Origin of the sequence: Actinacidiphila sp. bgisy160 (assembly GCF_965342435.1) — a bacterium.
Taxonomy (GTDB): Bacteria; Actinomycetota; Actinomycetes; order Streptomycetales; family Streptomycetaceae; genus Actinacidiphila.
This window is the reverse complement of record NZ_CBDRCM010000019.1, coordinates 69,207-94,461: the sequence shown is the minus strand read 5'-3', so window position 1 is coordinate 94,461 and position 25,255 is coordinate 69,207. Positions and strand designations below refer to the sequence as shown.

Annotated in this window: 19 protein-coding genes and 1 pseudogene; 5 read left to right on the top strand and 15 right to left on the bottom strand. The window is 72.9% G+C overall.

Going from position 1 to position 25,255, the window contains the following annotated elements:
- Positions 1 to 40 precede the first annotated feature (40 nt).
- The 4 genes from ACRWNP_RS17625 to ACRWNP_RS17610 form a co-directional block, all read right to left on the bottom strand.
- Positions 41 to 1,078 (bottom strand): ABC transporter permease, encoded by a 1,038-nt coding sequence (locus tag ACRWNP_RS17625; protein WP_431962317.1) that lies wholly within the window; start codon positions 1,076 to 1,078, stop codon positions 41 to 43.
- A complete protein-coding gene (locus ACRWNP_RS17620; RefSeq protein WP_431962315.1) occupies positions 1,075 to 2,619 on the bottom strand; it encodes a sugar ABC transporter ATP-binding protein in 1,545 nt (514 codons plus the stop codon). Before ACRWNP_RS17620 ends, ACRWNP_RS17625 begins: the two co-directional genes overlap by 4 nt.
- 100 nt (positions 2,620 to 2,719) lie before the next feature.
- A complete protein-coding gene (locus ACRWNP_RS17615; RefSeq protein ID WP_431962313.1) occupies positions 2,720 to 3,901 on the bottom strand; it encodes an ROK family protein in 1,182 nt (393 codons plus the stop codon).
- A 293-nt stretch (positions 3,902 to 4,194) separates the two neighbouring features.
- Positions 4,195 to 5,376, bottom strand: coding sequence for an ROK family protein (locus ACRWNP_RS17610; RefSeq protein WP_431962353.1), 1,182 nt, complete (start codon positions 5,374 to 5,376; stop codon positions 4,195 to 4,197).
- 250 nt (positions 5,377 to 5,626) lie between these two features.
- On the opposite strand from ACRWNP_RS17610, the gene ACRWNP_RS17605 reads away from it, so the two are divergent.
- Positions 5,627 to 6,427: an alpha/beta fold hydrolase gene (locus tag ACRWNP_RS17605; RefSeq protein ID WP_431962311.1), complete on the top strand. Its 801-nt coding sequence runs from the start codon at positions 5,627 to 5,629 to the stop codon at positions 6,425 to 6,427.
- Between the two features lie 177 nt (positions 6,428 to 6,604).
- A complete protein-coding gene (locus tag ACRWNP_RS17600; protein ID WP_431962309.1) occupies positions 6,605 to 7,018 on the top strand; it encodes a nuclear transport factor 2 family protein in 414 nt (137 codons plus the stop codon).
- Between the two features lie 29 nt (positions 7,019 to 7,047).
- Here ACRWNP_RS17600 and ACRWNP_RS17595 read toward each other — a convergent pair whose 3' ends face one another.
- From ACRWNP_RS17595 to ACRWNP_RS17555, 9 genes and pseudogenes are all read right to left on the bottom strand, one after another.
- Positions 7,048 to 7,401: a WhiB family transcriptional regulator gene (locus tag ACRWNP_RS17595; RefSeq protein ID WP_431962307.1), complete on the bottom strand. Its 354-nt coding sequence runs from the start codon at positions 7,399 to 7,401 to the stop codon at positions 7,048 to 7,050.
- Between the two features lie 102 nt (positions 7,402 to 7,503).
- A complete protein-coding gene (locus ACRWNP_RS17590) occupies positions 7,504 to 8,379 on the bottom strand; it encodes a LysR family transcriptional regulator (RefSeq protein ID WP_431962305.1) in 876 nt (291 codons plus the stop codon).
- A gap of 77 nt (positions 8,380 to 8,456) precedes the next feature.
- The gene (locus tag ACRWNP_RS17585) at positions 8,457 to 9,392 is read right to left on the bottom strand and encodes an NAD-dependent epimerase/dehydratase family protein (RefSeq protein WP_431962303.1); all 936 of its coding nucleotides are present in this window, start codon (positions 9,390 to 9,392) and stop codon (positions 8,457 to 8,459) included.
- A 157-nt stretch (positions 9,393 to 9,549) separates the two neighbouring features.
- The gene (locus ACRWNP_RS17580) at positions 9,550 to 10,383 is read right to left on the bottom strand and encodes an oxidoreductase (RefSeq protein WP_431962301.1); all 834 of its coding nucleotides are present in this window, start codon (positions 10,381 to 10,383) and stop codon (positions 9,550 to 9,552) included.
- 137 nt (positions 10,384 to 10,520) lie between these two features.
- On the bottom strand, positions 10,521 to 11,381 hold the full coding sequence (locus tag ACRWNP_RS17575; RefSeq protein ID WP_431962299.1) for a helix-turn-helix transcriptional regulator: 861 nt from the start codon (positions 11,379 to 11,381) through the stop codon (positions 10,521 to 10,523).
- 294 nt (positions 11,382 to 11,675) lie between these two features.
- Positions 11,676 to 13,937, bottom strand: coding sequence for a M4 family metallopeptidase (locus ACRWNP_RS17570; protein ID WP_431962297.1), 2,262 nt, complete (start codon positions 13,935 to 13,937; stop codon positions 11,676 to 11,678).
- Between the two features lie 531 nt (positions 13,938 to 14,468).
- Positions 14,469 to 14,846 (bottom strand): signal peptidase I, encoded by a 378-nt coding sequence (locus ACRWNP_RS17565; RefSeq protein ID WP_431962295.1) that lies wholly within the window; start codon positions 14,844 to 14,846, stop codon positions 14,469 to 14,471.
- 105 nt (positions 14,847 to 14,951) lie between these two features.
- Positions 14,952 to 15,318 (bottom strand): annotated as a pseudogene (locus ACRWNP_RS17560) (GNAT family N-acetyltransferase).
- A gap of 94 nt (positions 15,319 to 15,412) precedes the next feature.
- Positions 15,413 to 16,009 carry an MBL fold metallo-hydrolase gene (locus ACRWNP_RS17555; protein WP_431962293.1) on the bottom strand — a complete coding sequence of 199 codons (597 nt, stop codon included), beginning with the start codon at positions 16,007 to 16,009 and terminating at the stop codon, positions 15,413 to 15,415.
- Between the two features lie 342 nt (positions 16,010 to 16,351).
- Between ACRWNP_RS17555 and ACRWNP_RS17550 the strand changes: the two genes are divergently transcribed.
- The 3 genes from ACRWNP_RS17550 (at position 16,352) to ACRWNP_RS17540 (ending at position 23,976) form a co-directional block, all read left to right on the top strand.
- Positions 16,352 to 19,375 carry a glycosyl hydrolase gene (locus tag ACRWNP_RS17550; RefSeq protein ID WP_431962291.1) on the top strand — a complete coding sequence of 1,008 codons (3,024 nt, stop codon included), beginning with the start codon at positions 16,352 to 16,354 and terminating at the stop codon, positions 19,373 to 19,375.
- Positions 19,376 to 19,503: 128 nt separating this feature from the next.
- On the top strand, positions 19,504 to 19,881 hold the full coding sequence (locus ACRWNP_RS17545; protein ID WP_431962289.1) for a VOC family protein: 378 nt from the start codon (positions 19,504 to 19,506) through the stop codon (positions 19,879 to 19,881).
- A 369-nt stretch (positions 19,882 to 20,250) separates the two neighbouring features.
- Positions 20,251 to 23,976 carry a S8 family serine peptidase gene (locus tag ACRWNP_RS17540; RefSeq protein WP_431962287.1) on the top strand — a complete coding sequence of 1,242 codons (3,726 nt, stop codon included), beginning with the start codon at positions 20,251 to 20,253 and terminating at the stop codon, positions 23,974 to 23,976.
- A 49-nt stretch (positions 23,977 to 24,025) separates the two neighbouring features.
- On the opposite strand, the gene ACRWNP_RS17535 is transcribed toward ACRWNP_RS17540, so the two are convergent.
- Together ACRWNP_RS17535 and ACRWNP_RS17530 are read right to left on the bottom strand one after the other, a co-directional pair.
- Positions 24,026 to 24,505: a hypothetical protein gene (locus ACRWNP_RS17535; RefSeq protein ID WP_431962285.1), complete on the bottom strand. Its 480-nt coding sequence runs from the start codon at positions 24,503 to 24,505 to the stop codon at positions 24,026 to 24,028.
- Between the two features lie 106 nt (positions 24,506 to 24,611).
- Positions 24,612 to 25,169: an NAD(P)H-dependent oxidoreductase gene (locus ACRWNP_RS17530; RefSeq protein ID WP_431962283.1), complete on the bottom strand. Its 558-nt coding sequence runs from the start codon at positions 25,167 to 25,169 to the stop codon at positions 24,612 to 24,614.
- Positions 25,170 to 25,255: the final 86 nt, after the last annotated feature.

Genomic DNA, 25,255 nt, shown 5'->3' with positions numbered 1-25,255 from the left:
GCGTGCCGGTTGTCGGGTGGAGCGGGGGCGACGGGCTGGGTCAGCCGTCGCCGTTGCGCACGGTGCTGCGCTGGACCAGGACGGCGGCCACGATGATCGCTCCCTTGGCGATCTCCTGGACGGCGCTCTCCAGGTTGTTGAGGGCGAAGATGTTCTGGATGGTGGTGAACACCAGCACGCCCAGGACTGAGCCGACGATCGTGCCGCGGCCGCCGTTGAGCAGCGTGCCGCCGATGATCGCCGCGGCGATGGCGTCGAGTTCGTAGAGGTTGCCGTTGGTGTTCTGGCCCGAGCCGGACAGGATGATCAGCAGGAAGGCCGCGATGCCGCAGCACAGCCCGGACAGCAGGTAGAGGTAGAGCCGCTGCCGGCGGACGTCGATGCCGGCCAGGCGGGCGGCCTCCGCGTTGCCGCCGACGGCCACGGTCCTGCGCCCGAAGGTCGTCCTGTTCAGCACCAGCCAGCCGATGACGGTGACCGCGGCGAAGACCAGCACCAGCGGCGGGATTCCGAGGACGTAGGCGTCGGGGATGCCGAGGTCGAGCACCGAGGTCACGGTGACGATCTGCGTCTTGCCGTCGGTGATCTGCAGGGCGAGCCCGCGTGCCGAGGCGAGCATCGCGAGGGTCGCGATGAACGGCACCATGCCGCCGTAGGCGATGAGCACCCCGTTGACCAGCCCGCAGCCGACACCGACGGCGATCGCCGTGAACAGGATGCCGACGAAGCCGTACTCCTGGGTGGCGAGGGTCGTCGCCCATACGGAGGACAACGCGACGATCGCACCGACGGACAGGTCGATGCCGCCGCTGGTGATCACGAAGGTCATGCCGACGGTGACGACACCGATGACGGAGGCCTGGGTGAGCACCAGTTGGAGGTTGGAGACGTCCAGGAAGGCGTCGGGCTGCGTGATGCCCCCGACGAGGACGAGGGCGGCGAGGACGCCGAGCAGGGACAGGTTGCGGATGTCGGCGTGGAACCCCAGCGCCGGACGCCGGCCGCCGCCCTTCGTGACGGGGGGCGCGTCCGCGGGCGGCGTCGGTGCCTGCGGGGCCTCGGAAGCGGGCTGCGTCATCGGCTCGGGCTCCCTTCCATGACAAGGTCGAGTACGCGGTGTTCGTCCAGCTCCGTCGCGGGCGCCGCGTGCACGACGCGTCCCTCGCGGAGCACCAGCACCCGGTCCGCGAGTCCCAGGACCTCGGGGACCTCGCTGGAGACGAGCAGTACGGCGAGCCCGTCGTCGGCGAGCCGGCGGATCACCGCGTACAGCTCGGCGCGGGCGCCCACGTCGACGCCGCGGGTCGGCTCGTCGAGCAGCAGGACGCGGCAGCCGCGCAGCAGCCAGCGGGCCAGGACGGCCTTCTGCTGGTTGCCCCCGGACAGCGTGCGCACCGGGGCGTCGGGGTTGTCCGGCCGCAGTGACAGCGACCGGGTGGACTCCCGGGCGGCCCGCCGTTCCTCCCTGCGGTCGAGCCAGCCGGCCCGGGAGAAGCGGGAGAGGGTGGACACCGACACGTTGCGCGTGACGGACTCCAGCATCAGCAGTGCCTGCGCCTTGCGCTCCTCCGGTGCCAGCCCCAGTCCTGCGCGGACGGCCGAGCGGACGCTGCCGGGCTTGAGGGGGCGGCCGTCCATGGTGACCCGGCCGGCGGTGGGCTTCCTGGCGCCGTAGAGCGTCTCGAGGATCTCCGACCGTCCAGAGCCCACGAGCCCCGCGAGCCCGACGATCTCGCCCGGGCGCACCTCCAGGTCGACCGCGGCGAACTCGCCTTCCCTGGCGATCCCTTCGACCCGCAGGACGGGGTCGCCGGAGCGCGGTCCCGCGGGGCGCGGCGGGAAGACGTACTCGACGTCACGGCCCGTCATGAGCGCCACGATCTCCCGCGTGGGCATGGACTTGGCGGGGAGCCCGCCGGCGACCGCGCGGCCGTCCTTCAGGACGGTGACCCGGTCGCCGACGCGGCGGATCTCCTCCAGCCGGTGGGAGATGTAGACGACCGCGACGCCGTCGGCGGTCAGTTGCCCGACGATGCGCAGGAGGTTGTCGGTCTCCTCGGGATCCAGCGCGGCGGACGGCTCGTCCATGACGATGAGGCGCACGTCGTGGGAGAGCGCCCGGGCCATCGAGACGATCTGCTGCTGGGCGGCCGAGAGGTCCCCGACGCGGCGGGCGGGGTCGATCTCGGGATGGCCGAGCCGGCGCAGCAGGACGGCGGCCCCGCGGCGGGCGTCGCGTCCCCGCACGACGAAGCCCGCGGTGGTCGGTTCGTGGCCGAGGAACACGTTCTCGGCCACGGACAGCCCCTGGACCAGATCGAGTTCCTGGTAGATGGTGGCGATGCCGAGCCGCATGGCGGCGATCGGCGACTTCAGCGACACCGGCTCCCCGCGCCAGGTGATCTCCCCGCCGTCGGGCTGGTGCGCCCCGGCGAGCACCTTGATGAGGGTGGACTTCCCCGCGCCGTTCTGGCCGAGGAGGCAGTGCACCTCGCCGGCCTGGACGTCCAGGTCGACGCCGTCCAGGGCACGGACGCCGGGGAAGGACTTGGTGATGCCGGACATGGTGAGCAGCGGGGCTGCTGTCGGGGGCGGCGGTGCCGGTGGTTCAGGTGCCATGACGATCCCCTCGGCGGGTGCGGGTGACACGTGCGCGTGCGGAGCGTGCGGGTGGAGCCGGTGGTGCCGTGGTACCGGTGGAGCGCTTGGCCGGTGGGGGTCAGGCCGGGGAGAACACGTGGTCGCTGATGAGCCGGGCCGCGCCGATCACGCCGGCGGTGGGGCCCAGTTCACCCAGGACGATGGGCAGGTTGCCGGTCGCCAGTGGCAGCGACTGGCGGTAGACCTGGCTGCGGATGCTGGCGAGCAGCGTGTGGCCGAGGCCGGTGACGCCGCCGCCGATCACGACCAGTGCGGGGTTGAAGAAGCTCACCAGGCCGGCGATGACCTGGCCGACGCGGTTGCCCCCCTCGCGGATGAGTTCCAGTGCCGCCGCGTCACCGACCGCGGCCGCCGCGGCGACGTCGACGGCGGACAGCTGCCCTGCCGCCCCGAGCCGGGCCGCGAGGGCGGAGGACCGCCCCGACCTGGCCGCCTCCAGGGCGTCCTGGGCGAGCGCGGCGCCGCTGAAGTGGGCTTCCAGGCAGCCCTTGTTGCCACAGGCGCAGGCGCGTCCGTCGGCCTCGACCCGGATGTGGCCGATGTCGCCCGCGCTGCCCGTCACACCGCGGTGCACCTCACCGCCGACGACGATGCCGCAGCCGATGCCGGTGCCGATCTTGACGCACAGGAAGTCGCCGACGGATCGGGCGACCCCGGCGTGCTGCTCCCCCATGGCCATCAGGTTCACGTCGTTGTCGACCATGACGGGGCAGCCCAGTTCCTGGCTGAGCGCCTCGCGGACCGGGAAGCCGTCCCAGCCCGGCATGATCGGCGGTGCAACGGGGACGCCCTCGGGGAAGCGCACCGGCCCCGGCACCCCGATGCCCGCACCGTCGAAGCCCTCGGCGAGGCCGGCGGCCCTGAGTTTGGCGGCCATTTCGAGGATCCGCTCGAATACGGCGACCGGTCCCTCACGGACGTCCATCGGGTGGTTGAGGTGGCCGAGCACCTCCAGTTCAGCGTTGGTGACGGCGACGTCGACCGAGGTGGCGCCGATGTCGACGCCGAGGAAGCGCAGACCCGGGGCGAGCCTGATGTTGTGCGAGCGCCGTCCGCCGCGTGAGGCGGCCAGGCCGTCCGCGACGACCAGACCCGTCTCCAGCAGCCGGTCGACCTCGACGGCCAGCTTGGAACGGGACAGGTCGATCTGGTCCCCCATCTGGGCACGGGAGTTGGGTCCGCCGTCACGGAGCAGCCGCAGCAGCCGCGCCTGATGCCCGTTGGCGGGTCGAGCTGTCATGCGTCTCACGTGCCCCTCACCTCCCCCGGCCGTCGGCATGGGGATACCGGACCGGCGTGAACCGGTCCCGCTCCGTCAGGCTTTCGATGGGAAAGTAGCAGCGCCCGCCTGGTGGGGGAAGAAGTTGCGCAGGAATCACCGAGGTCTTTTTCCGGTTCCAGGACAAAGTCTGGAGGGAGGTCAACTCTCCCGCCGGACGGGGGATGCAGGCACGCCCGATCCGGAACGGAGGGGGACCTCGGAGTGAAGGGCGGTGGAACGGGGCCGCACCGGAGGGCGGTTCCCGCCGCGGCTCACACCGGCGAGAAGACGTGGTCGCTGATCAGGCGGGTGGCCCCGACCACGCCCGCGGTCGGGCCGAGTTCACTGAGGACGATCGGCAGGTTGCCGGTCGCCAGCGGCAGCGACTGCCCGTACACCTGGCTGCGGATACTGGCCAGGAGGGTGTGCCCCAGACCGGTGAGCCCACCGCCGATCACGACGAGTCCGGGGTTGAAGAAGCTCACCAGGCCGGCGATGACCTGGCCCGTGCGGTTGCCGCCCTGCCGGATGAGGTCGAGGGCCGCGCCGTCCCCGCCCGCCGCGGCGCCCGCCACGTCGGCGGCGGTGAGCGTCCCCGCCGAGGCCAGCCGGGCGGCGAGCGCCGCCGAATCCCCGGCGGCGGCCGTGGCGGCGGCGTCCCGGGCCAGGGCGCTCCCGCCGAAGTAGGCCTCGAGACAGCCGTGGTTGCCGCAGGCGCAGGAGATTCCGCCCGGGACCACCTGGATGTGCCCGATGTCGCCGGCGCTGCCGTTGACCCCGCGGTAGACCTGCCCACCCACGACGATGCCGCATCCGATGCCGGTCCCGATCTTGACGAAGAGGAAGTCCCGCACCGAACGGGCGACCCCGGCATGCTGCTCCCCCAGCGCCATGAGGTTCACGTCGTTGTCGACCAGGACGGGACAGCCGAGTTCCTGGCTCATGGCCTCCCGGACCGGGAACCCGTCCCAGCCGGGCATGATCGGCGGGGCGACCGGCACGCCGTCGGGGAACCGCACCGGCCCGGGCACCCCGATCCCCGCGCCGTCGAAGCTCTCCGCGGTGCCGGCGGCGCGCAGTTCGGCCGCCATCACCAGCACCTGCTCGAACACGGCGACCGGACCCTCGCGCACGTCGAACGGCACGGTACGGTGGCCGAGCACCTCCAGCTCGGCGTTGGTGACCGCCACGTCGACCGAGGTGGCGCCGATGTCCACCCCGAGAAAGCGCAGCGAGGGGGCGAGGCGCACGTTGTGCGAGGGCCGTCCGCCGCGGGAGGCGGCGAGTCCGTCGGGGACCACGAGACCAGTCTCCAGGAGGCGGTCGACCTCGACCGCCAGTTTCGACCGGGAGAGCTCCACCTGGTCGCCGAGCACGGCCCGCGACTGCGGGCCCGCATCGCGCAGCAGGCGCAGCACCCTCGCCTGGTGCCCGTTCGCCGGCCGGGCAGTCATCCGTCTCACGTCGCGCCTCTTCCTCGCCGGTCACCCTCGGGTGCCTCTCGTCACCCTCCGGGCGGGGCCACGACTGGACGGGACCGTACCACCGGGGTCGGCGGCCGGGAAGAAACCGCCGAAAGACACCCGGAGGCCGCTTCTCCGGGCGACCGGCGGGGCGCCGTTTGCGGGCGCCCGCGGCGTCCGGCAGGGTGCGGAACGACAGCACGCGGCGCGGGCTCTGCGCGCCGGGGGACAGGGGTTCGTGATGACGTGGTCCCGCTTGACGGTGGTCCGCGACGGCGTGCGGCTGGAGTGCCGGGACCGGCCGGGTCCGGGGCCGTCGGTGGTCCTGCTGCACGGCCTGGCCGGCCACGCGGGCGAGTGGGACGACACCGCGCGGTGGCTGAAAGCCCGTCATCACGTGGTAGCCGTGGACCAGCGGGGGCACGGCGCCTCCGAGCGGCGCCCTGGGGACGTCTCCCGCGCGGCCTACGTGGACGACGCCGCGGCCGTCATCACGGAGCTGGGCACCGGGCCGGTGATCCTGGTGGGCCAGTCGCTCGGCGGCCACACCGCGATGCTGACGGCCGCGGCCCGCCCGGATCTGGTCCGCGCCCTGGTGCTGGTCGAGGCGGGACCCGGCGGCCCGAACCCGGGAGTTCCCGCGGACATCGGGGCGTGGCTGGACTCCTGGCCGGTGCCCTTCCCCTCGGTGGAGTCCGCCGCCGCGTTCCTCGGCGGCGGGCCGGTCGGCAGGGGCTGGGCGGAGGGCCTGGAGCGGCGCGACGACGGCTGGTGGCCGCGCTTCGACCGTGACGTCATGGTGGCCTCCCTGCGGGAGAACGCGGAGCGCGCCTTCTGGGAGGAGTGGGACGCGCTGCGGTGCCCGACGCTGGTCGTGCTCGCCGAGAAGGGGATCATCGGCGCCGACGAGGCACGGGAGATGTGCCGCCGGCAGCCGCGGGCGGTGGCCGTCGGCGTTCCCGGGACGGGCCACGACCTCCACTTGGAGCGTCCGGACGCGCTGCGCCAGGCGATGACCGCCTTCCTCGACGGGCTCGGGTGACGCCGCCCGCATGACGGGAGCGGGCGCCCGGGTGGGCCGGCCGTCCGCGCGAAAAGAAGGGATGCGGGTCCCGCCTTGGTGGACACCCCGGCGAGCGGGCCCTCGACTCCCCTATGCTCGCCTACGATCCGACAACCTTCCCAACAGTTAATCGTTGAATCATCTCAGGAGATCGCCATGCCCGAGGCACCCGGATCCGGGAGCGCGGCCCCACAGGAGGTCGCCGGGGCGATGTACGACGCCATGCTGCGGTCCGACCGCACCACGTTGGCGGCCATCGCCTCCCCGGGCCTGCGGATCCGGGTGACGGAGGCGCTGCCCTGTGGCGGCACGGACCCCGGACTCGCCGGTTTCGCGGCGTTCTTCAAGAAGGCGTTCCACCTGATCGAGAGCCGCATCGAGACCGCTCGGCTCTTCGAGGCGGGCGGCCAGGTCGTCCCCGTGGGACGGACGCAGGGCACGGGAGGCGGGGCCGCCCGGCCCTTCGACTCCGCGATCGTCCACGTCTTCACGGTCGAGGCGGGCAGGATCGTCGGATTCGACGCGTACGGCGATGACCCCCTGGGCCCGGAGGGCCCGGTCGGCCGCTGACCGCCGGGCCTGTGCCTGGTGGCTGATACTCAGGCCGAGGCCTGCTGCGGGCCCCGCTCGTAGGCCTGACGCGCCGTCCGCAGCAGGGCGCGCCAGGAGGTGATGGTGGGGCGGCGGCGTAGCAGGGCGCGTCGCTCACGCTCCGTCATACCGCCCCAGATCCCGAACTCGATGCGGTTGTCGAGGGCGTCGGCCAGGCACTCGGTGCGCACGGGGCAGCCGCCGCACACGGCCTTGACGCGCTTCTGGGCGGCCCCCTGGACGAACAGCACGTCCGGGTCCTCCATCCGGCACACGGCCTGCGCTCCCCAGTTCTCCACCCAGACGTCGCCCTCGCCGGCAGCGCCCGTCGGCCCCGGCTCCCCCACCACGTCAAGCTTCATCCGCGTATCTCCCGCTCCGCCGCCCCGTCGCGCAGTCGCGCGGGGCTTCTCCTCTCGTGCCCGCGCCCTCTGTACGGACCGCGCACGCAAACCGTTCAGCGGTCAGGCGGACGAGTCGGCGCAGGCGACCGCGATGCCGGCGAACTCCTCGATCAGCGGGTCGTGCCGGCTGCCGTCCCACGCCAGGAACACCCGGTTGGGGCCGATGTCCTCGATCTCGACGTGGGCGATGTCGGCGCGGGTGTAGTAGGTCGCGGTGGAGAGCGGCAGCACGACGACGCCGCGGCCCGCCGCCACGCTCTCGAGCTTCTCCTCGACGGAACGGAATCCCGGGACGTCCGGCCGGCGCTGAGGGTCGGCGATCTCCCGGGCGATGTCGCGCCACTCGGGCACGGCGGCGGGGTCCTGGAGGAGGTGCTCGTCGGCGAGGTCCGCGATGCCGAGGGCGGGCTTGCCCGCGTAGGGGTGGTCCGCCGGCAGGACGGCGACGCGGGGTTCGGCGAGGAGGCTGCGGGTGGCCAGGCCGCGGGTGTCGATGGGCATCCTGACGTAGCCGACGTCGACGCGTCCGTCGCGGATCACCTCCGTCTGGTCGTCCCAGCTCGTCCTGACGACCTCGACCGACAGGTCCGGGTGCCGGCGGGAGATCTCCCGCACGGCACCCGTGACGATCAGTCCGGGCATGAAACCCACGGTGAAGGAGGCGAGGCCCCGGGCCGCGCGGGTGGCCCTGCGCCGGGTGGCGTCGGCGGCCGCCAGGAGCGGCCCCGCGTCGGCGAGGAGTTGCGTGCCGGCCGGGGTCAGTTCGGTGTTGCGGCGGTCGCGGGAGAACAGCTGCACCTTGAGCTCGTTCTCCAGCGCCCTGATCTGCCGCGACAGCACGGGCTGCGCGATGTGCAGGCGTTCGGCCGCCCTCCCGAAGTGCAGTTCCTCGGCCACCGCGACGAAGTACCGCAGCTTGCGCAGATCCAGATCCACGGACCCCTCCTCGCCTCCTCACGGGGGCGGACATATCCGAGCGTATCCGCCCGGCTCACGCTTCTCAGCGGGAAGGCTCAGGGGCGGGCGAGGTCGGCCGCCAGGTCGAGCCGGGAGGGCTGCCAGCCCAGCTCACGACGGGCCCGGGCGCCGGTGAGCCGCTGGTCGAGGGCGAAGGCCTCCGCGATGGGGCCCATCCGCTCCTCGGCCTCCGCCTCGGTCAGGTGCCGGACCGATCCGGGGCGGCCGATCGCCCGGCTCACCGCGTGGGCGACCTCCGCCTGGGTCGGGTGGAGGTCGCCGACCCCGGCGTAGACCGAGCCGGGCGCGGCGTTCAGGGCCAGCGCGTACAGTTCGGCGACGTCGTCGACGTGAACGGTCGACCAGTGGTTGGCGCCGTCGCCGACGCAGGGCACGGAGCCGGTCTCCCGCCCCGGCGCCGCGTAGAACATGTCGACCAGGCCGCCGCAGCGGCCGTGGACCAGGCCGGGCATGACCACCACCGGCCGTTCGCCGGTCGCGGCGCGGGCGAGGACGCGCTTCTCGTTCTCCAGCCGCCAGGCGGTGATGCGCGGCGGGAACAGCGGGGCGTCCTCGTCCGCCACGCCGTCGGTGTCGCCGTAGACCCACACCCCGCCGGTGTGCACGTACGGGCGCGGCCCGGCGCCGTCCTGCAGCGCCTCGGCGGCGGCGCGGTCGACCTCGGCGGTGTCGGGACCGTAGTGCTGGCCCATGTGGATGACCCCGTCGGCGGCGCGCGCGGCGGCCCGCAGCACGTGCGTCTCGGTCAGGTCCCCCGCCACGGGGACGGCCCCGAGGTCGTGGACGACCCGGGCCGAGTCCTCGCTGCGGGCCAGGGCGACGACCTGGATTCCCCGGCGCACCAGGGCCTCGATGGTGGCCCGCCCGATGTAGCCGGAGCCTCCGGTGAGGAAGACCTTCATGGCGCTCGCCTTTCTCGTGATGTCCTGCGACACCTCCGAGTCTTCGGGCGGGGCGTGCGGCGCGTCCAAGACCTGTTCCCCTCCCTGTGATACCCGCCGGGTATCAGCGCAGGACCGCGTCGATGAGCTCCTGCGGGGACCGTGCGCTGAGCGGGCCGGGGCAGGGGTCCCCCGCCATGGCGGCGGGGGAACCGGGGCTTTCACGCAGCCGCGGGACCGGTCCGGATCACGAGGTGAAGTCGGTGGACAGGGCGAGGTCCCGCCACGCGCCGATCTCACGGGCGACTCCGGCGAGCTTGTTCTCCACGTCGGCGAGGCTGGCCTTGCCCAGCGGGATCCGGGCCGGCATCGCCTCCGCCCCGGCGACGGTGATGATGGCGGTCGCCGCCTTCACCGGGTCGCCGTCCTGGGCGTGGTTGCTGTCGTCGGCCCAGTCGCGCATGCCACCCGCGCTCTCCTGGTAGTCCTCGATGACCCGCTCGGTGCGGTGCAGGGAGGAGGAGTCCAGGAAGTCCGTACGGAACGGGCCGGGCTCGATGGCGGTCGCCTGGATGCCGAGCGGCGCGAGTTCCAGCCGCAGCGACTCGGTCACCGCCTCGACGGAGAACTTGGTCGCGCAGTACAGGCCCCAGCCCGCCCACCCGACGAACCCGCCGACGGAGCTGAGGTTGATGATCCGTCCAGAGCGCCGGGCCCGCATGACGGGCAGGACGGCACGGGTCACGGTCAGCAGTCCGAAGACGTTCGTGTCGAACACCGCGCGCGCCTCGGCGTCGCTGGTCTCCTCCACCGCGCCGAGCAGGCCCCGGCCGGCGTTGTTGACGAGGACGTCGATGGTGCCGAAGCGCTCGACCGCCGCCTCGACGGCGGACCGGGCCTGCTCCTCGTCGTTCACGTCGAGCGGTACGGCCAGCAGCCGGTCGGCGTGGGCCGCGAGCGCGTCCTCCACGGCGCGGGGCTTGCGGGCGGTGGCCACGACGTTGTCGCCCCGCTCGAGGGCCTGCCGGGCGATTTCCAGGCCGAACCCGCGGGATGCGCCGGTGATGAACCACGTCGTCATTGGTGATGTGCTCCTCATGATCACTGGGCGTCGTTCTGTCGACGTGTCCCAGCGTCCACCCGCGGCGAAGGGCGGGGCAGGGAAGGATCAACCGTAGGAGACGCCTGCCTGGGACCGGCAGTACCAGTCGGATCCGGTCACGGGCGCACGGCCGCGGGACTCGCCGACCACGTGGCCAGGAAGCGCAGCGCCTCGTGGGCGGCGGTGCCGGGCTGCGCGGTGTAGACGAAGATGGTCTGGTCCGGGTCGTCGCCCACGACGAGGCTCTGGAAGTCCAGCGTCATGGTGCCGGCCACCGGGTGCCGGAAGGTCTTCTCGCCCGCGGCCCGGGTCCGCACCCGGTGGTCCGTCCACCAGCGGCGGAAGTCAGCGTCGGCGGCGGAGAGTTCCTCGACCAGGGCCTTGAGCCGCGGGTCCTGCGGGTCGCGCGCCGCGCCCATCCGGAGGTAGGCGACGCACTCGCGGGCGACGGTTCGCCAGTCGGCGTACAGCTCGCGGAAGGCCGGGGCCAGGAACGCCATGCGCACCAGGTTGCGCTGCGCTTCCGGCACGGCGGCGAAGTCGGTGAGCAGCGCCGCGCCCAGCGGGTTCCAGCCCAGTACGTCCAGCCGGTGGCTCAGCAGCAGGGCCGGGTACTCCTGCAGCCCGTTGAGCAGGGTCTGCGTCTGCGGCCGGATGCGGCCGGGCGCCGAGGCGGGTCGTTGCGCGCCGGCCGCGGCGACCCGCAGCAGGTAGTCACGCTCGTCGGGCCGCAGGCGCAGCGCCCGCGCGAGCGAGTCCAACACCGCCGTCGAGACGTGCACCGTACGGCCCTGCTCCAGGCGCACCACGTAGTCCACGCTCACGTTCGCCAGCTGCGCCAGCTCCTCCCGCCGGAGCCCCGGGACCCGGCGGTGGCGCCCGTCGTCCGGCAGGCCCACGTCTTCGGGGTTCACCCGGGAACGGCACGCCCTCAGGAAGTCACCCAGCGTGGTGTTCGAAGCGTTCCGCTGACTCATATGTCGATTATCGACGCTGCGGGACGGTACCGGGAGCGCCGCCGGCCGGGGGCCTTGGGGCAGTGCCTCCGGCAGGCCCCGTGCGAGCGGGACGGCGTCGGCCGGTCCGGCGTCCCGCGGTGCCAGGGCGGACGGGGCCGTCTTGGCGAGCTCCCGGCCCGGGCCGAGGTCGTACTCGCCCGGTGGGTCGAAGGCCGGGGCGGGTCCGGCTCGGCGGCGACGGACATCGCCCTGCGCAGCCGGTGCCGTGGCGGCACCGGCTGCGCAGGGGTCAGGGGTCAGAGGGGCAGACGGTCAGAAGGTCAGGCTCCAGCGGTCGAGGTAGCCGGGGTCGACGGTGAAGATGCCGGGGGTGTTGTCCGTGACCCGCAGCTTCCAGGTGCCGTTGGCGGGGACCGCCGAGGCGTCCACGGTGTACGTGGCGTGCACCTCGCCCTCGCCGGTGTCCCAGTACCAGGGCTTCACCGGGATCTCCGTCCCGTCCTCGCCGACCAGGGTGACGATCTGGCCGCCCACCCATGGGTGGACCAGGTCGATGGTCACCTTGAGGTCGCTGGGCGCGTTGCCCTTGCGGCCGGTCACGATCAGCGGGGACTCGATCGTCTTCCAGTTCGGGATGTCGTAGCGGGCGGGATTGACGAAGAAGCTGCCGCCGGAGGCCAGGACAGGCCACTCGAAGCGCACCGTGCGCCTGGCCTTGTGCTGGGCGGTGTTCTCGACGGTGATGGCCGTCTTGAAAGTGCCGGCCTTCTTCGGCGTGCCGCTGATCAGGCCCGTCCGCGCGTTGATGGACAGCCCCTTGGGCAGCCCGTGCGCCGAGTAGGCCAGCCGTCCGGGGCTGGAGCCGACCGCCTCGATCTGGCGGCTCATCGGCTGGCCGACGGCCACGGGCCGGGTGGAGGGCGTCACGACGGCGATGTGGTTGACGTAGCGGGCGCCGACGTTGACCGCCGCCCAGGCGTTGCCCACCGCCTCGTAGGTGGCGCTGCCCTGCCCGAACAGGTCGGCGGCCGCCTGCAGGGTGGCGGTGCGCGCCCCGGCGTAGTCGGTGCTGCTGGTCATGTACGTGGTCAGGGCCCGGTACCAGATGTCGGTCGCGTTGCGCAGGCCGACGGGGGCGACGGGGAGGCCGTCGTAGGTGGGGCTGTCGTAGGCGACGCCGTTGATCGTCTTCTTGCCGCTGCCCTCGGAGAGGAGGTAGAAGAAGTGGTTCGCCGGGCCGGAGCTGTGGTGGACGTCCTCCTTCCTCAGCTGCGGCGTCCAGTAGTCCAGCGACGTGCCCTTGACGGGGTCGGCGTCCTTGGACGGCTGGTCCATGTAGCGCAGCGGCTTGCCGGTGCCACGCACGTCGGCGAGTTCGCCCATCATGTAGTCGGGGACGTCGGCGGGGTTGTCCGCGAAGAACTCCACGGCCGTGGCCATGATGTCGCTGGTCGCCTCGTTGAGGCCGCCGGACTCCCCGGCGTAGGTGAGGTTGGCGGTGGCGTAGGTGACGCCGTGCGTCATCTCGTGGGCGGCGATGTCGAGTTCGGTGAGCGGGTGCTCATTGCCGCGGCCGTCGCCGTACGTCATGCAGAAGCAGCCGTCGTCCCAGAAGGCGTTGGCGAAGTTGTCGCCGTAGTGCACCCGTGAGAAGGCTCCGACACCGTTGTCGGCGATGCCGTTGCGGCCGAAGCGCTCCTTGTAGAAGTCCCAGGTCTCCCGCTGGCCGTAGGCCGCGTCCACGGCGGCGGTCTGGCGGTCGGTGATCGTCCCGTCGCCCCAGACGTCGTCGTCGTCGGTGACCAGGTTGCCGTTGCCGCCGACGCCGGTCAGGTCGTACGTCTTGTGCCCGCCGCGCTCCGGGTCGGTCAGCTCGTAGAGGCCGTTGTTGTCGACGGTGCCGATCTGCACCTGCCCGCTGTACTGGCTGTTGCCGGTGCCCGAGCGGATCTCCTCGACTTTCTGGAGCTCCTTGCCGGTCGCGGCGTCGGTGACGACGTTCAGCCGGCTGGGGGTCCCGTCCTTCTGGGTGCCGGTGACGAAGGACTGCCAGGCAAGGGTGGGCTTGCCGTCGCCGAGGAAGACGACCAGACGGGGGGCGCCGTCCGCGGCCGGGTTCCGGGTGCGCTCGCTCTCGGCCGCGGCAAGGGCGGACTTCTTCGCCGTGGCGGCGCTGACGGCGGCCTTCGTGCTGGGCACGGCGACCCGTGCGGACGAGGCCTTGCTGACGGTGCGTGCGCCGGCCCGCTCGTGCACCACCAGGTCCCCGCCGACCACGGGGAGCCCGGCGTACGTGCGCTCGTAGCGTGTGTGCACCGTGCCGTCGGCGTCCTTGATGACGTCCTTGGGTATCAGCGCCTCCTTGTCGCCCAGCCGGAGTGCGCGGGCGGCGGTGACCCGGCCGTCGGACGCCGCCTCGAGCAACTGCTTGCGCTGCGCGGTGGAAAGGGCGAGGGAGCGCGCCCCCGGCCGGGAGTCCGCCACGATCTTGCGCGGCGCCGTCCCGTCCCCCTCGGACGCGGCGACGGCGCCGGTGGCCGGGAGGAGGGGGGTGAGCAGGGCGGCCAGGGTCACGGCGGCGATCGCCGTGACACGGCCGCGTGCGCCACGCGCACGACGGTCGGGAGAGGGATTCGGCAGGGAAGTGGCACCCGTGACAGCGGGTTGGTTCGTCACTCGTGAAGCTCCTTGTGCCCGGCCGTTCGAACGGCCGCTGGGAACGGGAACATCGGAGGCCCAGAATGCCTCCGCAAGGTGACGTGCGAGTGATGCTCGCGCGACGCCGTGGATCGTTTCAGCATGTTCGCCCCATGTCACCACTGCGGAGATCATTGTCCGAAAGTCGGTCACCTCCCTCCCGTGGGAGCGGTACCACGCTTTGCCGACCACGTGCGGATTTACCGTGCGGCAACAGAGAGTTGACGATGCCGAACGAAAAGATCCAGCCACGGCAGCGGACACATCAAGCCGTCCGGATGATGGGGATCTGAGGCTCTTTTCCCTGATCAAAAGAGGCCGAGGCCCATGCGTTCGGCGAGGAGCGGCTCAACTCGACCACTGCGTCGATAATTTCGAGCCAACGCTCCTCGGGGGACGATGGGGTCGCTAAACGTCCTCGGCGGCCGGGACCGCGTACCCCGGCACGGACGGCCAGCGGACGGTCAGCACCGTCGAGTCCTCCTCCGCCACCCACGAGTGGTCCACGCCCTTGCCCCACACGACGTAGTCCCCCTGACGGGCCAGCACCACCGACCGCCCCCGGAACTCGACCCGGAACCGCCCGCTGATGAGGATCTGCAGCGCGGTCCGCTCCTCGCCGCGCACCCACTCCCCGCGCTCGTCCCCCGCCGGGTGGACGCCCCACTTGATCTCCACGGCGTCACTGTGCCGGGGGTCTGCCGCCTCCTTGAAGTGCCCCAGCAGCCACCCCCGGTCGAGCGGCGCGTCCTCACCGGCGTTGCCCACGTAAACGCTGTCGTCCATGACCGGGACGCTAACACCGCGGCTGCGCCGCCCCGATCGCCCGGCCAGGCGGGTGCCTCACTCCGTCTCGCGGGGTTCGCCGGCCACCATCTCCGCCGTGACGGCTCATCGTTCGTGGCCTCGCCAGGCGCCGTCGAGGTACTGGAAACGCGGGGAGTACCCCTCGCGCTCGAAGCCCAGGCGCTCCACCAGCCTGATCGACGCGACGTTCGCGGGCTGGATGTTGGCCTCCAGCCTGTGCAGGCCGAGGTCGCCGAAGGCGTAGGCAGAGCACGAAACCCTCGTGCGTCGGGTGGTCGAAGCGCTCGACGTAGACGGAGAAGGTCTCCGGGGTGTGCTCCCACCTGGGCACCCAGGGCCCGTGCAGTGCGGCGCTCGCCCGGGCGAGCGCGCCGATCTCTTCGTGGTCCCGGACGGTGATCCGCCGGATGGCCACCCGGGGACCGTGGGCGAGGAAGGTGTCGTCAGCCATCGCGCGATCGTAGTGCGACCGGCCTTCGCGGTACCGCTTCCCGACGAACGGCGTTCACTGGTGGGACATCTACGGCTGGGCACATGCGGCGCGCTCAGAGCGATTCGCCGGGCCGCAGATACCGGTAGCCGTGGTCGGTCTGTTCCGCGAGCCAGCCGTTGACGCTGCCGAGGCCCCGCTCGTTGATCTGGCCGTCGTGGATCCCGAACGTCCGTCGCGGTGCGACGGCGTTGACGAAGTCGATCGCCTCGGTCGTCTTCAGCCAGGACGCCTGGAGCGGCACCATGAGCGTCTCGACCGGCTGGGCGGGCACGTGCAGCGCGTCACCGGGGTGGTAGAGGGTGTCGTCGACAACGTAACCGAGGTTCACGCAGTCGGGCCGGCCGGCGTGGACGGGCGCGTGGCGGCCGCCCACCGCACGCACACGGAAGCCGGCGGCGGTGAACTCCGTGCCGGCGCCGACCCGGGCCGACTCCAGCCGCGGGATGTCCGCCCCCGCTGGGGCGTAAACCGGGACGCCGAGCCCGGCCAGGCGAAGGACGTCGACGTGGTCGCTGTGCTCGTGCGTGACCAGTACGGCGTCCGCCCCCGCCAGCGCGGCCGGCTCGCTCCACGTCCCGGGGTCGATGACGAGCACGCGCCCCTCGTGCTCGACGCGCACGCAGGCGTGGGTGTACTTCGTGATCCGCATGACCCCGACCGTAACGCGAGCCCGCCCGAGCCGAGCCGAGCCGAGCCGAGCCGGGTGACGCGATCGGCGAGACATTTCCCTGAAACGTTCTCATCTCATGGGCCGCGCCCACCGCGAACCCCTGGCGCGGACCGCCGGCGCCCCGCTCCCCGACGTCGCGGATGCCGCACCCCACCACGCCCGTCGAGGTTCGTACCCGCTGGGACCTTGCCCCCGCCAGGGACCTCGCTGTAGCCTCCGCAAAAGATTGAAACGGTTCAATAAGCAGCGCGTTGCATCCCGGCACTGATCACCCCGGGATGAAAGGCACCTCCACCACTCACTCCGGGGAGCTACGGAACCATGCACGACCACAGCAACCGCCCCGAGGGCGGCGGGGTTTCCCGCCGCAGCCTCCTCATCGCCACCGCCGTCGCGGGCACAGCGGCGGCCCTGGCCCCCGCACTGCCCGCTGCCGCCGAGGCGCGGACCGGGACCGGGGCGGCGGGCGAGGGCGAGGCGGCACGCGCGTTCGCCGAGCCGGGGAGCGCGGTGCGGCCCAAGTTCCGCTGGTGGTGGCCGGACGGGCTGGTGGACCCCGACGAGATCAGACGCGAGGTCGACCAGATCGCCGACGCCGGGTTCGGCGGTGCCGAGATCGCGGCCGTCCACCACAGCGTGAAGGACGCCTCAGTCCTGGACACCGAGCACCACGGCTGGGGCAGCCCCGCCTGGGTGGCCGGCGTCCAGGCGGCCCTGGACCAGGCCCGCCGGCGGGGCGTCACCATCGACCTCACCATCGGCCCCAGCTGGCCCGCGGCCGTCCCCGGGATCACCCCCGACAGCGAGGCCGCCGTACAGGAACTCGCGCTCGGCGCCGTCACAGTGGCGGCCGGAGCGGACTACTCGGGCCCCGTGCCGCCGCCGGCCGCGGCCGCCGCCTCCGGGGTCACGCGGCAGCGGCTGCTGGGCCTGCTGGCCACCCGGGTCGCCCCCGAGAACGCCACCCGCAAGGAGACCGGCCTGGACCGCGCGAGCGCCCGGGACCTCACCGCGCGTGTCGCCGACGGCGCCGTGGACTGGACCGCCCCCGCCGACGGCGACTGGGTGCTGACCGCCTTCTGGCAGCGCGGCACGGGGCAGACCCCCGAGGGCGGCCCGCACACCTCGCCCACCGCCTACGTCGTGGACCACTTCAGCGCGGCCGGCACCGCGGCCGTCACGGACTTCTGGGAGCGGAGCCTGCTCACCCAGGAGATCCGCAAGCTCCTCGAGTCCGCCGGCGGCGTCCTGTTCGAGGACTCCCTGGAGATCGAGACCAAGGCGCTGCCCTGGACCCCGGGTCTGCCCGCCGCCTTCGAGAAGCGCAACGGCTACCCGCTGCTGCCCGTCCTGCCCGTGGTCGCGATGAGCGGTGGCAACCAGGTCTACGCCTACGACGCCGTCGCGACGCGGCAGATACGGCACGACTTCTGGGACACCGTCAGCGACCTGTACAACACCCACCACCTCACAGCGCTGCGCGACTGGGCGCACGCGCTGGGCCTGGGGATGCGCGCCCAGCCGTACGGCCTGCAGACCGACGCCATCGAGTCGGCCGCGCTGCTGGACATCCCCGAGGGCGAGTCGCTGGGCTTCAAGAACCTGGACGACTACCGCTGCCTGGCCGGCGGCCGGGACATGGCGGGCCACACGGTGCTCTCCTGCGAGGCAGGCGCCTACACAGGCTCCGCGTACAGCACCACATGGGAGAAGTTCCTGCGCACCATGGGCGGCGCGTACGCGGCCGGCGTCAACCAGACCGTCGTGCACGGCTTCTCCTACGCCACGCTGCCCGGGGTGAAGTGGCCCGGCTTCGCGGCCTTCACCCCGTACAACGGCACCGTCGGCTACGGCGAGTCCTGGGGTCCGCGGCACCCGACCTGGCGGCACGTCGGCGATGTGTCGGGCTACCTGTCCCGGGTGCACCACGCCATGCAGCGCGGCACCTCGCGCATCGACGTCGCCGTCTTCCGGCAGACCGGGTACACCGCGACGGGGATCGGCGCCTCCTGGTTCACCTCGACGGGCGTTCCGCTCGGCTGGACCCACCAGTTCGTCAGCGGTCCCCTGCTGGACCTGCCGTCGGCGAAGGTCCGCGACGGGCGCCTGGCCCCCGACGGCCCGGCCTACCGCGCGCTGTTCGTCGAAGGGGACTTCTTCTCCGGCTCCGCGGTCACCCTCACCCTCGCGGACGCGCGCCACCTGCTGCGCCTGACGCGGGCCGGGCTGCCGGTCGTCCTGCTCGGCGACTGGACGACGGTCACGACGCCCGGCGTGGCGGACGACTCCGCCCTGCAGCAGCTCCGCTCCCTCGTCGCCGAACTGCTCGCGCAGCCGCGGGTCCGGCAGGTCACCGAGAAGACGGCGGTGGGCCAGGCCCTCGCGGACCTCGGTCTGGCGCCCGACGTGAGCTACGCCGTCCCCTCGACGCTGCTGACGATGCACCGCTTCGAGGAGGGCGTCGACTGGTTCTACCTCGTCAACGGCAAGCACGCCGAGACCGTGAAGCCCCCCGTCGCCGCGATCGACCACGCCGTCACGGTGCGCCGCACCCGCTCGGACGCGGTACCCCACCTGCTGGACCCGTGGACGGGCGAGGCCCGGCCGCTGGCGCTGTACGCGCAGGACGGCGACCTGTGCACCTTCCGGGTGGCGCTGCAGCCGTCCGAGTCGATGGTCGTGGCCTTCGCGCCGCCGGGACGCTTCCACGGCGAGCCCGGCCGCACGCACGCGGTCACCACGGACGCGGACGACGTGCGCTTCGACGACGGGAGGCTCGTCCTGCGCGCCCGCGCGGCCGGCACCTACACCACCGCGCTATCACGCGGGGGTTCGGTTGGCACCGTGGTCGAGGAGGTGCCCGCGCCGCGCGAGCTCACCTCCTGGACCCTGGACGCCGAGGACTGGCGTCCCGGCGCGGACCCCGACCGCACCACCGTCGTGCGGCACCGGATCGCCCTCGACGCACTGGCGCCGTGGAACGCCATCCCGGACCTCACGGACGCCGCGGGCATCGGCCGGTACCGCGCCACCGTCGAACTCGGCGGGCCCTGGAGCGGCGGCCTCGGCGCCCTGCTCGACCTCGGCGAGGTCACCGACACCTTCCGGGTCAGCGTCAACGGGCGCCCGGCTCCGGTCACCAGCCACATCAACCCCGTGGCGGACCTCGGCGGGCTGCTGCGCCCCGGCACCAACACGATCGAGGTGGAGGTGGCCACGCCGCTGATCAACCGGCTGCGCGTCAGCGACCCGTCGGTGTACGGCGGTGCCGCCTCGCAGCGCACCGGGCTCGTCGGGCCGGTGCGGCTGATCCCGTACGGCCAAGCCGTGGTGGGCCGGGACTGACGGCCCCCGCCTCCGGGGTCCCCGCCGGCCGACGTACGACCGGCGGGGACCCCGGCCACCTGGTTCTCCCGCACCCCAGAGCCAATCACGTTGCCCCGGTCCTTCGCCGTGCACGAGAATCCGGCCGCATGACTTCCGCGATGCGCCACATCACGATCGACTGCGCCGACGCCCACCGTCTGGCGAGCTTCTGGTCCCTCGTCCTGGACCGCCCCCTGCACGAGGACGACAAGCCCGGTGACGAGGAGGCCCTGATCGAGGTCGACGGCGGCCCGGGGCTCCTCTTCGTGACCGTTCCGGACCCCAAGACCGTCAAGAACCGCGTGCACGTGGACGTACAGCCGCAGGACCGCACCCGGGACGAGGAGGTCGAGCGGCTCCTGCTGCTCGGCGCGACCCAGGTCGACGACCGGCGCCGCCCGGACGGCACCGGCTGGGTCGTGCTCGCCGACCCGGAGGGCAACGAGTTCTGCGTCGAGCGCGGCGCGGCGGAGCGCGCGGGCTGAGGCGGCCCGCCTTCCTCCGGCGGGAACCGGGCCCGGCGGTGCGCGTGGCTGGACTCCTGGCCGGTGACCCTGCCGGCGCAGCCGGCGAACGTGAACGTGGACCACGTGGTGCGCCTGGAGCAGGGCCGTACGGTGCTCGTCTCGACGGGGGTGGAGTGTGCCGCGCCGTCGTTCCGGCGTTCAACTTCTCCACGTGAGAGCGGGCTTGACGGCTCCAAACCGTTCGGGCGCGAAGCGGACGTGGGGAAGATCACCCCGCACGCCCTGACCACGTCCGGCGGTTTGGGGCCAGGATGCGACCGCCCCCACCGGGGCAGTCCGAACCTTTGCCGGGCCGGTCCCGGCCCCACGGAACAGCCAGGGAATCCCTTGAGACCATCACCCAGACGCTGGGGCGTGTTCGCCGCCGCCGGCGCCGCCCTCCTGTCGGTGGCGCAACCCGCCGCCGTCACAGCCGCCCACGCCGCTGCGCCCGAGAGCACCGGATCCGACACCCAGGCGGCGCGGAGCGACGTGCCGCCGGGTGTCCACACGGTCACCCTCATCACGGGTGACAGCGTTATCACCCGTCAGTCCGGTGCCGCAGGGGGCACCGTCGAGGTGCGCGGCGCCGACGGCTCCAAGGCCCGCGCGCACATCATGGAGTCACGAGGCGACCTGTACGTCTACCCCGAATCCGCCCTCCCCTACGTGGCGGCGGGCACGCTGGACCGGCGCCTGTTCGACATCAGCAAGCTCGTCGCGGACGGCTACGACGACGCGCACCGCGACCACTTGCCGCTGATCGTCTCCTACGACACCACCGCCGGACGGCGCTCCACGACGCCCCGGGGCGCCACCCGGGTCAGGGACCTCAGCAGCGTCCAGGGTGCCGCCCTCACCGAGGACAAGGACCGGTCCGCCGACTTCTGGCGGTCCGTCACCTCCGGAGCCGGATCGCGAGCCACCAAGGTCACGTCCGGCGAGGCCCCCACCTTCGGCTCCGGCATCGCCCGCATCTGGCTCGACGGCAAGGTCGAGGCCGATCTCGCCGACACCACCGCCCAGATCGGCGCCCCGCGGGCGTGGTCGGCCGGCGACACCGGCAAGGGCGTCGACGTCGCCGTCCTCGACACCGGCGTCGACGCCGGGCACCCCGACCTGTCGGGCCGGATCGCGGCCTCGCGGAGCTTCGTCCCGGACGAGGACGTGACGGACCGCAACGGGCACGGCACCCACGTCGCGTCCACCATCGCCGGCACCGGGGCCGCCTCGGACGGCAAGGAGAAGGGCGTCGCCCCCGGCGCGGACCTGCACGTCGGCAAGGTGCTGGCCGACACCGGCTCCGGTCAGGACTCCTGGGTGCTGGCCGGCATGGAGTGGGCCGCGGTGGACCAGGACGCGGACATCGTGAGCATGAGCCTGGGCTCCGGCACGCCGTCCGACGGCACGGACCCCCTCAGCGCGGCCGTCGACCGCCTGAGCGCGCAGACCGGCGCGCTGTTCGTGATCGCCGCGGGCAACGCGGGCACTCCGGGAAGCATCGGCGGACCGGGCGCGGCCGACTCCGCCCTGACCGTGGGCGCCGTCGACTCCTCGGACGACGTCGCCTGGTTCTCCAGCCAGGGTCCGCGGGTCGGCGACGGCGGCCTCAAGCCGGAGATCACCGCCCCCGGCGTGGACGTCCTGGCGGCCCGCTCGCAGTACGCGCCGGAGGGCGAGGGCAGCTACCAGACGCTCAGCGGCACCTCGATGGCCACCCCGCACGTCGCGGGCGCGGCCGCGCTGCTCGCGTCCGCGCGTCCGGGGCTGACCGGCTCCCAGCTGAAGGACCTGCTGGTGAGCAGCTCGAAGCAGACCCCGCAGTACGACGCGTTCCAGGCGGGCAGCGGCCGGGTGGACGTCCCGTCGGCGCTCGGTGCCGACGTGTTCGCCTCGGCGACCGCGTTCACCGGCCAGGCGGAGGCGGGCGGCGGCGCGGCCGCGGTCCGGCGCCCGGTCACGTACACCAACACCGGGAGTGCCCCGGTGACGCTCGCCCTTTCCGTCGAGGCCCCCAACGCCCCGGCGGGCCTGTTCTCGCTGTCCGCGTCCCGGGTCGTCGTGCCGGCGCACGGCACCGCAGAGGTCACCGTCGGCATCGACGGCTCGAAGGCGACGGGCAACGGCCGCTGGTCCGGCCAGGTCGTCGCGGCCGACCCGGAGGGCAGGACGGTCACCCACACGGCGGTGTCGCTGGGCGACGGCGCCCACAAGCTGACGATGGTCCTCAAGGACGGCGACGGCAAGCCGATGTCCGGGGTCGTCCAGGTGCTGCGCTCCGGGAACTTCGAGCCGGAGTTCTACATCGCCGACGCGACCGGTCGGCTGGAGGCCTGGCTCCCGGACGACGTCTACTCGGTGCTGTCCTTCAAGGACGTACGCGGCGTGCACGGCCCGCACTCGATGGGCATGGCGCTCCTCGGCGACCCCGAGGTCGTCATGGACCGCGACCGGACGGTGACGCTGGACGCGACGAAGGTCACGCGGGTCGAGATGACGACACCGCAGCCGACCGAGGCGACCTACCAGCGCCTGGAGTACAACCGGGCGATGGGCGGCGGCCGCTGGCGCGACTACATGGAGACCCAGACCAGCTACGACAGCCTCTGGGCGCAGCCCACCACGCACAAGGTCACCCATGGCGACTTCCACCTCGGCGCCCGCTGGCGCAAGGAGCAGCCCGCGCTGTCCGTGACGACCGGCGGCGACGAGTTCACGGACGTCCTGCGACAGGAGGACGTCACCGCACTCCCCCAGGGCACGTACTCGTTCCCGCTGGTGGCGGCCGGTGACGGCGCGGGCGCGGACTACGCCGGGCTGGACGCGCGCGGCAAGGCCGTGGTCGTGCGCCGCAACGCGGCCGTGGGCGACGCCGAACAGGCCGCCGCGGCGGCCGCGGCGGGCGCCAGGCTTCTGCTCGTCGTGAACGACCAGCCGGGACGTCAGCTGCGCAGCTACACCGACGACCCCTTCACGCCCGCCCGGATCGACGTCGCGCTGCTGAGCACCGACGAGGGCGAGCGGCTCATGCGCCGCGCGTCGGCACGGGGCGCCGTGCTGAAGGCCGGCTCGCAGCCGGTCAGCCCGTACGTCTACGACCTCATGTGGACGTGGCACAACGAGATCCCCGGCGACCTGGTCGTCGAGGGCGGCACGAAGAACCTGGCCCGGGTGGACGTCTCCTTCGACAGCCCCGATCCGGCCAAGGGCGGCGGCGAGTTCCGCTTCGACTGGCCCGTGTACTCCAACTGGGGCATCGGCCTGACGATGCGGGAGCCGGTGAACTCCCGGCGGGTCGACTGGGTCTCCACCGGGCCCGGGTACTCCTGGGGCCAGGAGGCGTACGTCGACGGCCTGCTGTACGAGATCGAGCCGCGCGCCACGTACCGGCCGGGCAGCCGGCACACCCAGGAGTGGTTCAAGCCCGTCGAGCGGCCGTACCTCAACGACAACTACAAGCTGCCGACGCGCAGCGGAAGTTGGCTGGCCTTCGACATACCCGCCTGGGGTGGCGCGGACCACGTCGGCATGTCGATGGACTACGAGCGCACCCGGCAGACGCTCACGCTCTACCAGGGCGACACACGCCTGGGGCAGAGCACGACCAACACCAGCATGGGTGGCACCGCCCCAGCCACCGGCCGGCTGCCCTACCGCCTGGTGCTGGACGCGAGCCGTGACGCCTCGGTGAGCCCCTACTCCTCCACCACGCACACCGAGTGGGCGTTCACCTCCGAGGCGCCGTCGGGCGACGAGCCGGCGGTGCTTCCGCTGCCGCAGATCGACTACGGCATCGCCACGGACGGGGAGGGCAGGGCCGCTCGCGGCGACGCGCTGTCCGTCACGGCCGCCCACCTGCCGGGCGCCGTCGGCGCGGGCACCCTGTCGGCCGTCTCCCTGGAGGTGTCCTACGACGACGGACGCACCTGGCGGAAGACCGCCTGCGGGCACGACGGCCGCTTCAGGCTGTCCGCCCCGAAGCAGGCGCGGTTCGTCTCGCTGCGTGCGCGTGCGCACGACTCGGCGGGCAACGCGGTCACCCAGACCGTGATCCGGGCCTTCGGCCTCCGCTGACGCGGGACACCGGTTCCCCACCGGTGCGGGCGGCCCGCCCGCACCGCGCTCAGCGCCCCCGGGCGCTGAGCGCGGTGGCCGCGATCCCGCGCGCCGCCAGCCGCTTCAGGAGTTCCGCCTCCTGTGCTCGCGTCACGGCGATCCACAGGGCGGCCCCCGAGTCGTCGGCCGTGAAGACCGTCCGTCCCGCGCGTCGGCCCTCGGCGTGGATCGTGTATGGGACCAGATCGAGCAGCAGCCCGAACTGCGCGTCGTCACGGACGTCGATGTCGATCCCCATCCCGGGATCGGCGCGCCGGGAGCGCGTGCCGGCTGCCACCGCCTCCCGGGCCAGGGTGAGCGCGCCGCCGTACGAGGACAGCGCCTCGGCCGGCCAGGTGCGACGGTCGCAGTACGCGTCGACGTGCGCGCTGTCGAGGTCCGGCCGCAGGACGCGTAGTGCCTCCCGGTGGACACACGCCGCGTCCGCGGGGCTCAGCCCGTCAGCGAGTGCGCGTCCGCGGCGGAGTCCGCCGTCCTGGTCGATCATGCCCACAAGCCTGTCACACACCGTCGCGTTCGTGTCACGGCGGTGATGCGGAAGACGCCGGGACCCCGCGGGCGACGGCCCGCGGGGTCCCGGCGTGAGAGGGGACTCAGGCGGCCTCGGTGCCGGCCTGGGAGAGCTCCTGGATGACCTTGGTCAGGCCGGCGACGACCTCGGAGTCGTCGGCCGGGTGGGTCTCGGCGAAACGGATCACCGAGCTCGGGATGGAGAGCTTGACGTCCGTGAGGACCGAGGCGCCGGCGATGCCGGCCGCCTTGCGGGCCTCGTCCTGCGCCCACACGCCGCCGTACTGACCGTACGCGGTGCCGACCACGGCGACCGGCTTGCCGGTCAGGGCCGCGGCGCCGCGGGGGCGGGACAGCCAGTCGATGGCGTTCTTGAGGACGGCCGGGATGGTGCCGTTGTACTCGGGCGAGAAGAAGAGGAACGCGTCGGTCGCGGCGGCAGCGGCCCGCAGCCGGGCGGCGGCTTCGGGCACCGCGCCCTCGACGTCGATGTCCTCGTTGTAGAAGGGGATTTCCGCGAGCCCCTCGTAGAGCGTGATGTCGACGCCCTCAGGGGCGTGCTTCACGGCCGCCTCGGCGAGCTGACGGTTGTGCGAACCGGCGCGGAGGCTGCCGACGAGGGCGAGGATGCGGACGGTCATGGGCGATCTCCCTGTGAGGACATTGAAGCGGACCGTGGTCCGATTATTTTGTACCAGCAAAACGGACCGGGGTCCACTTTCATTCC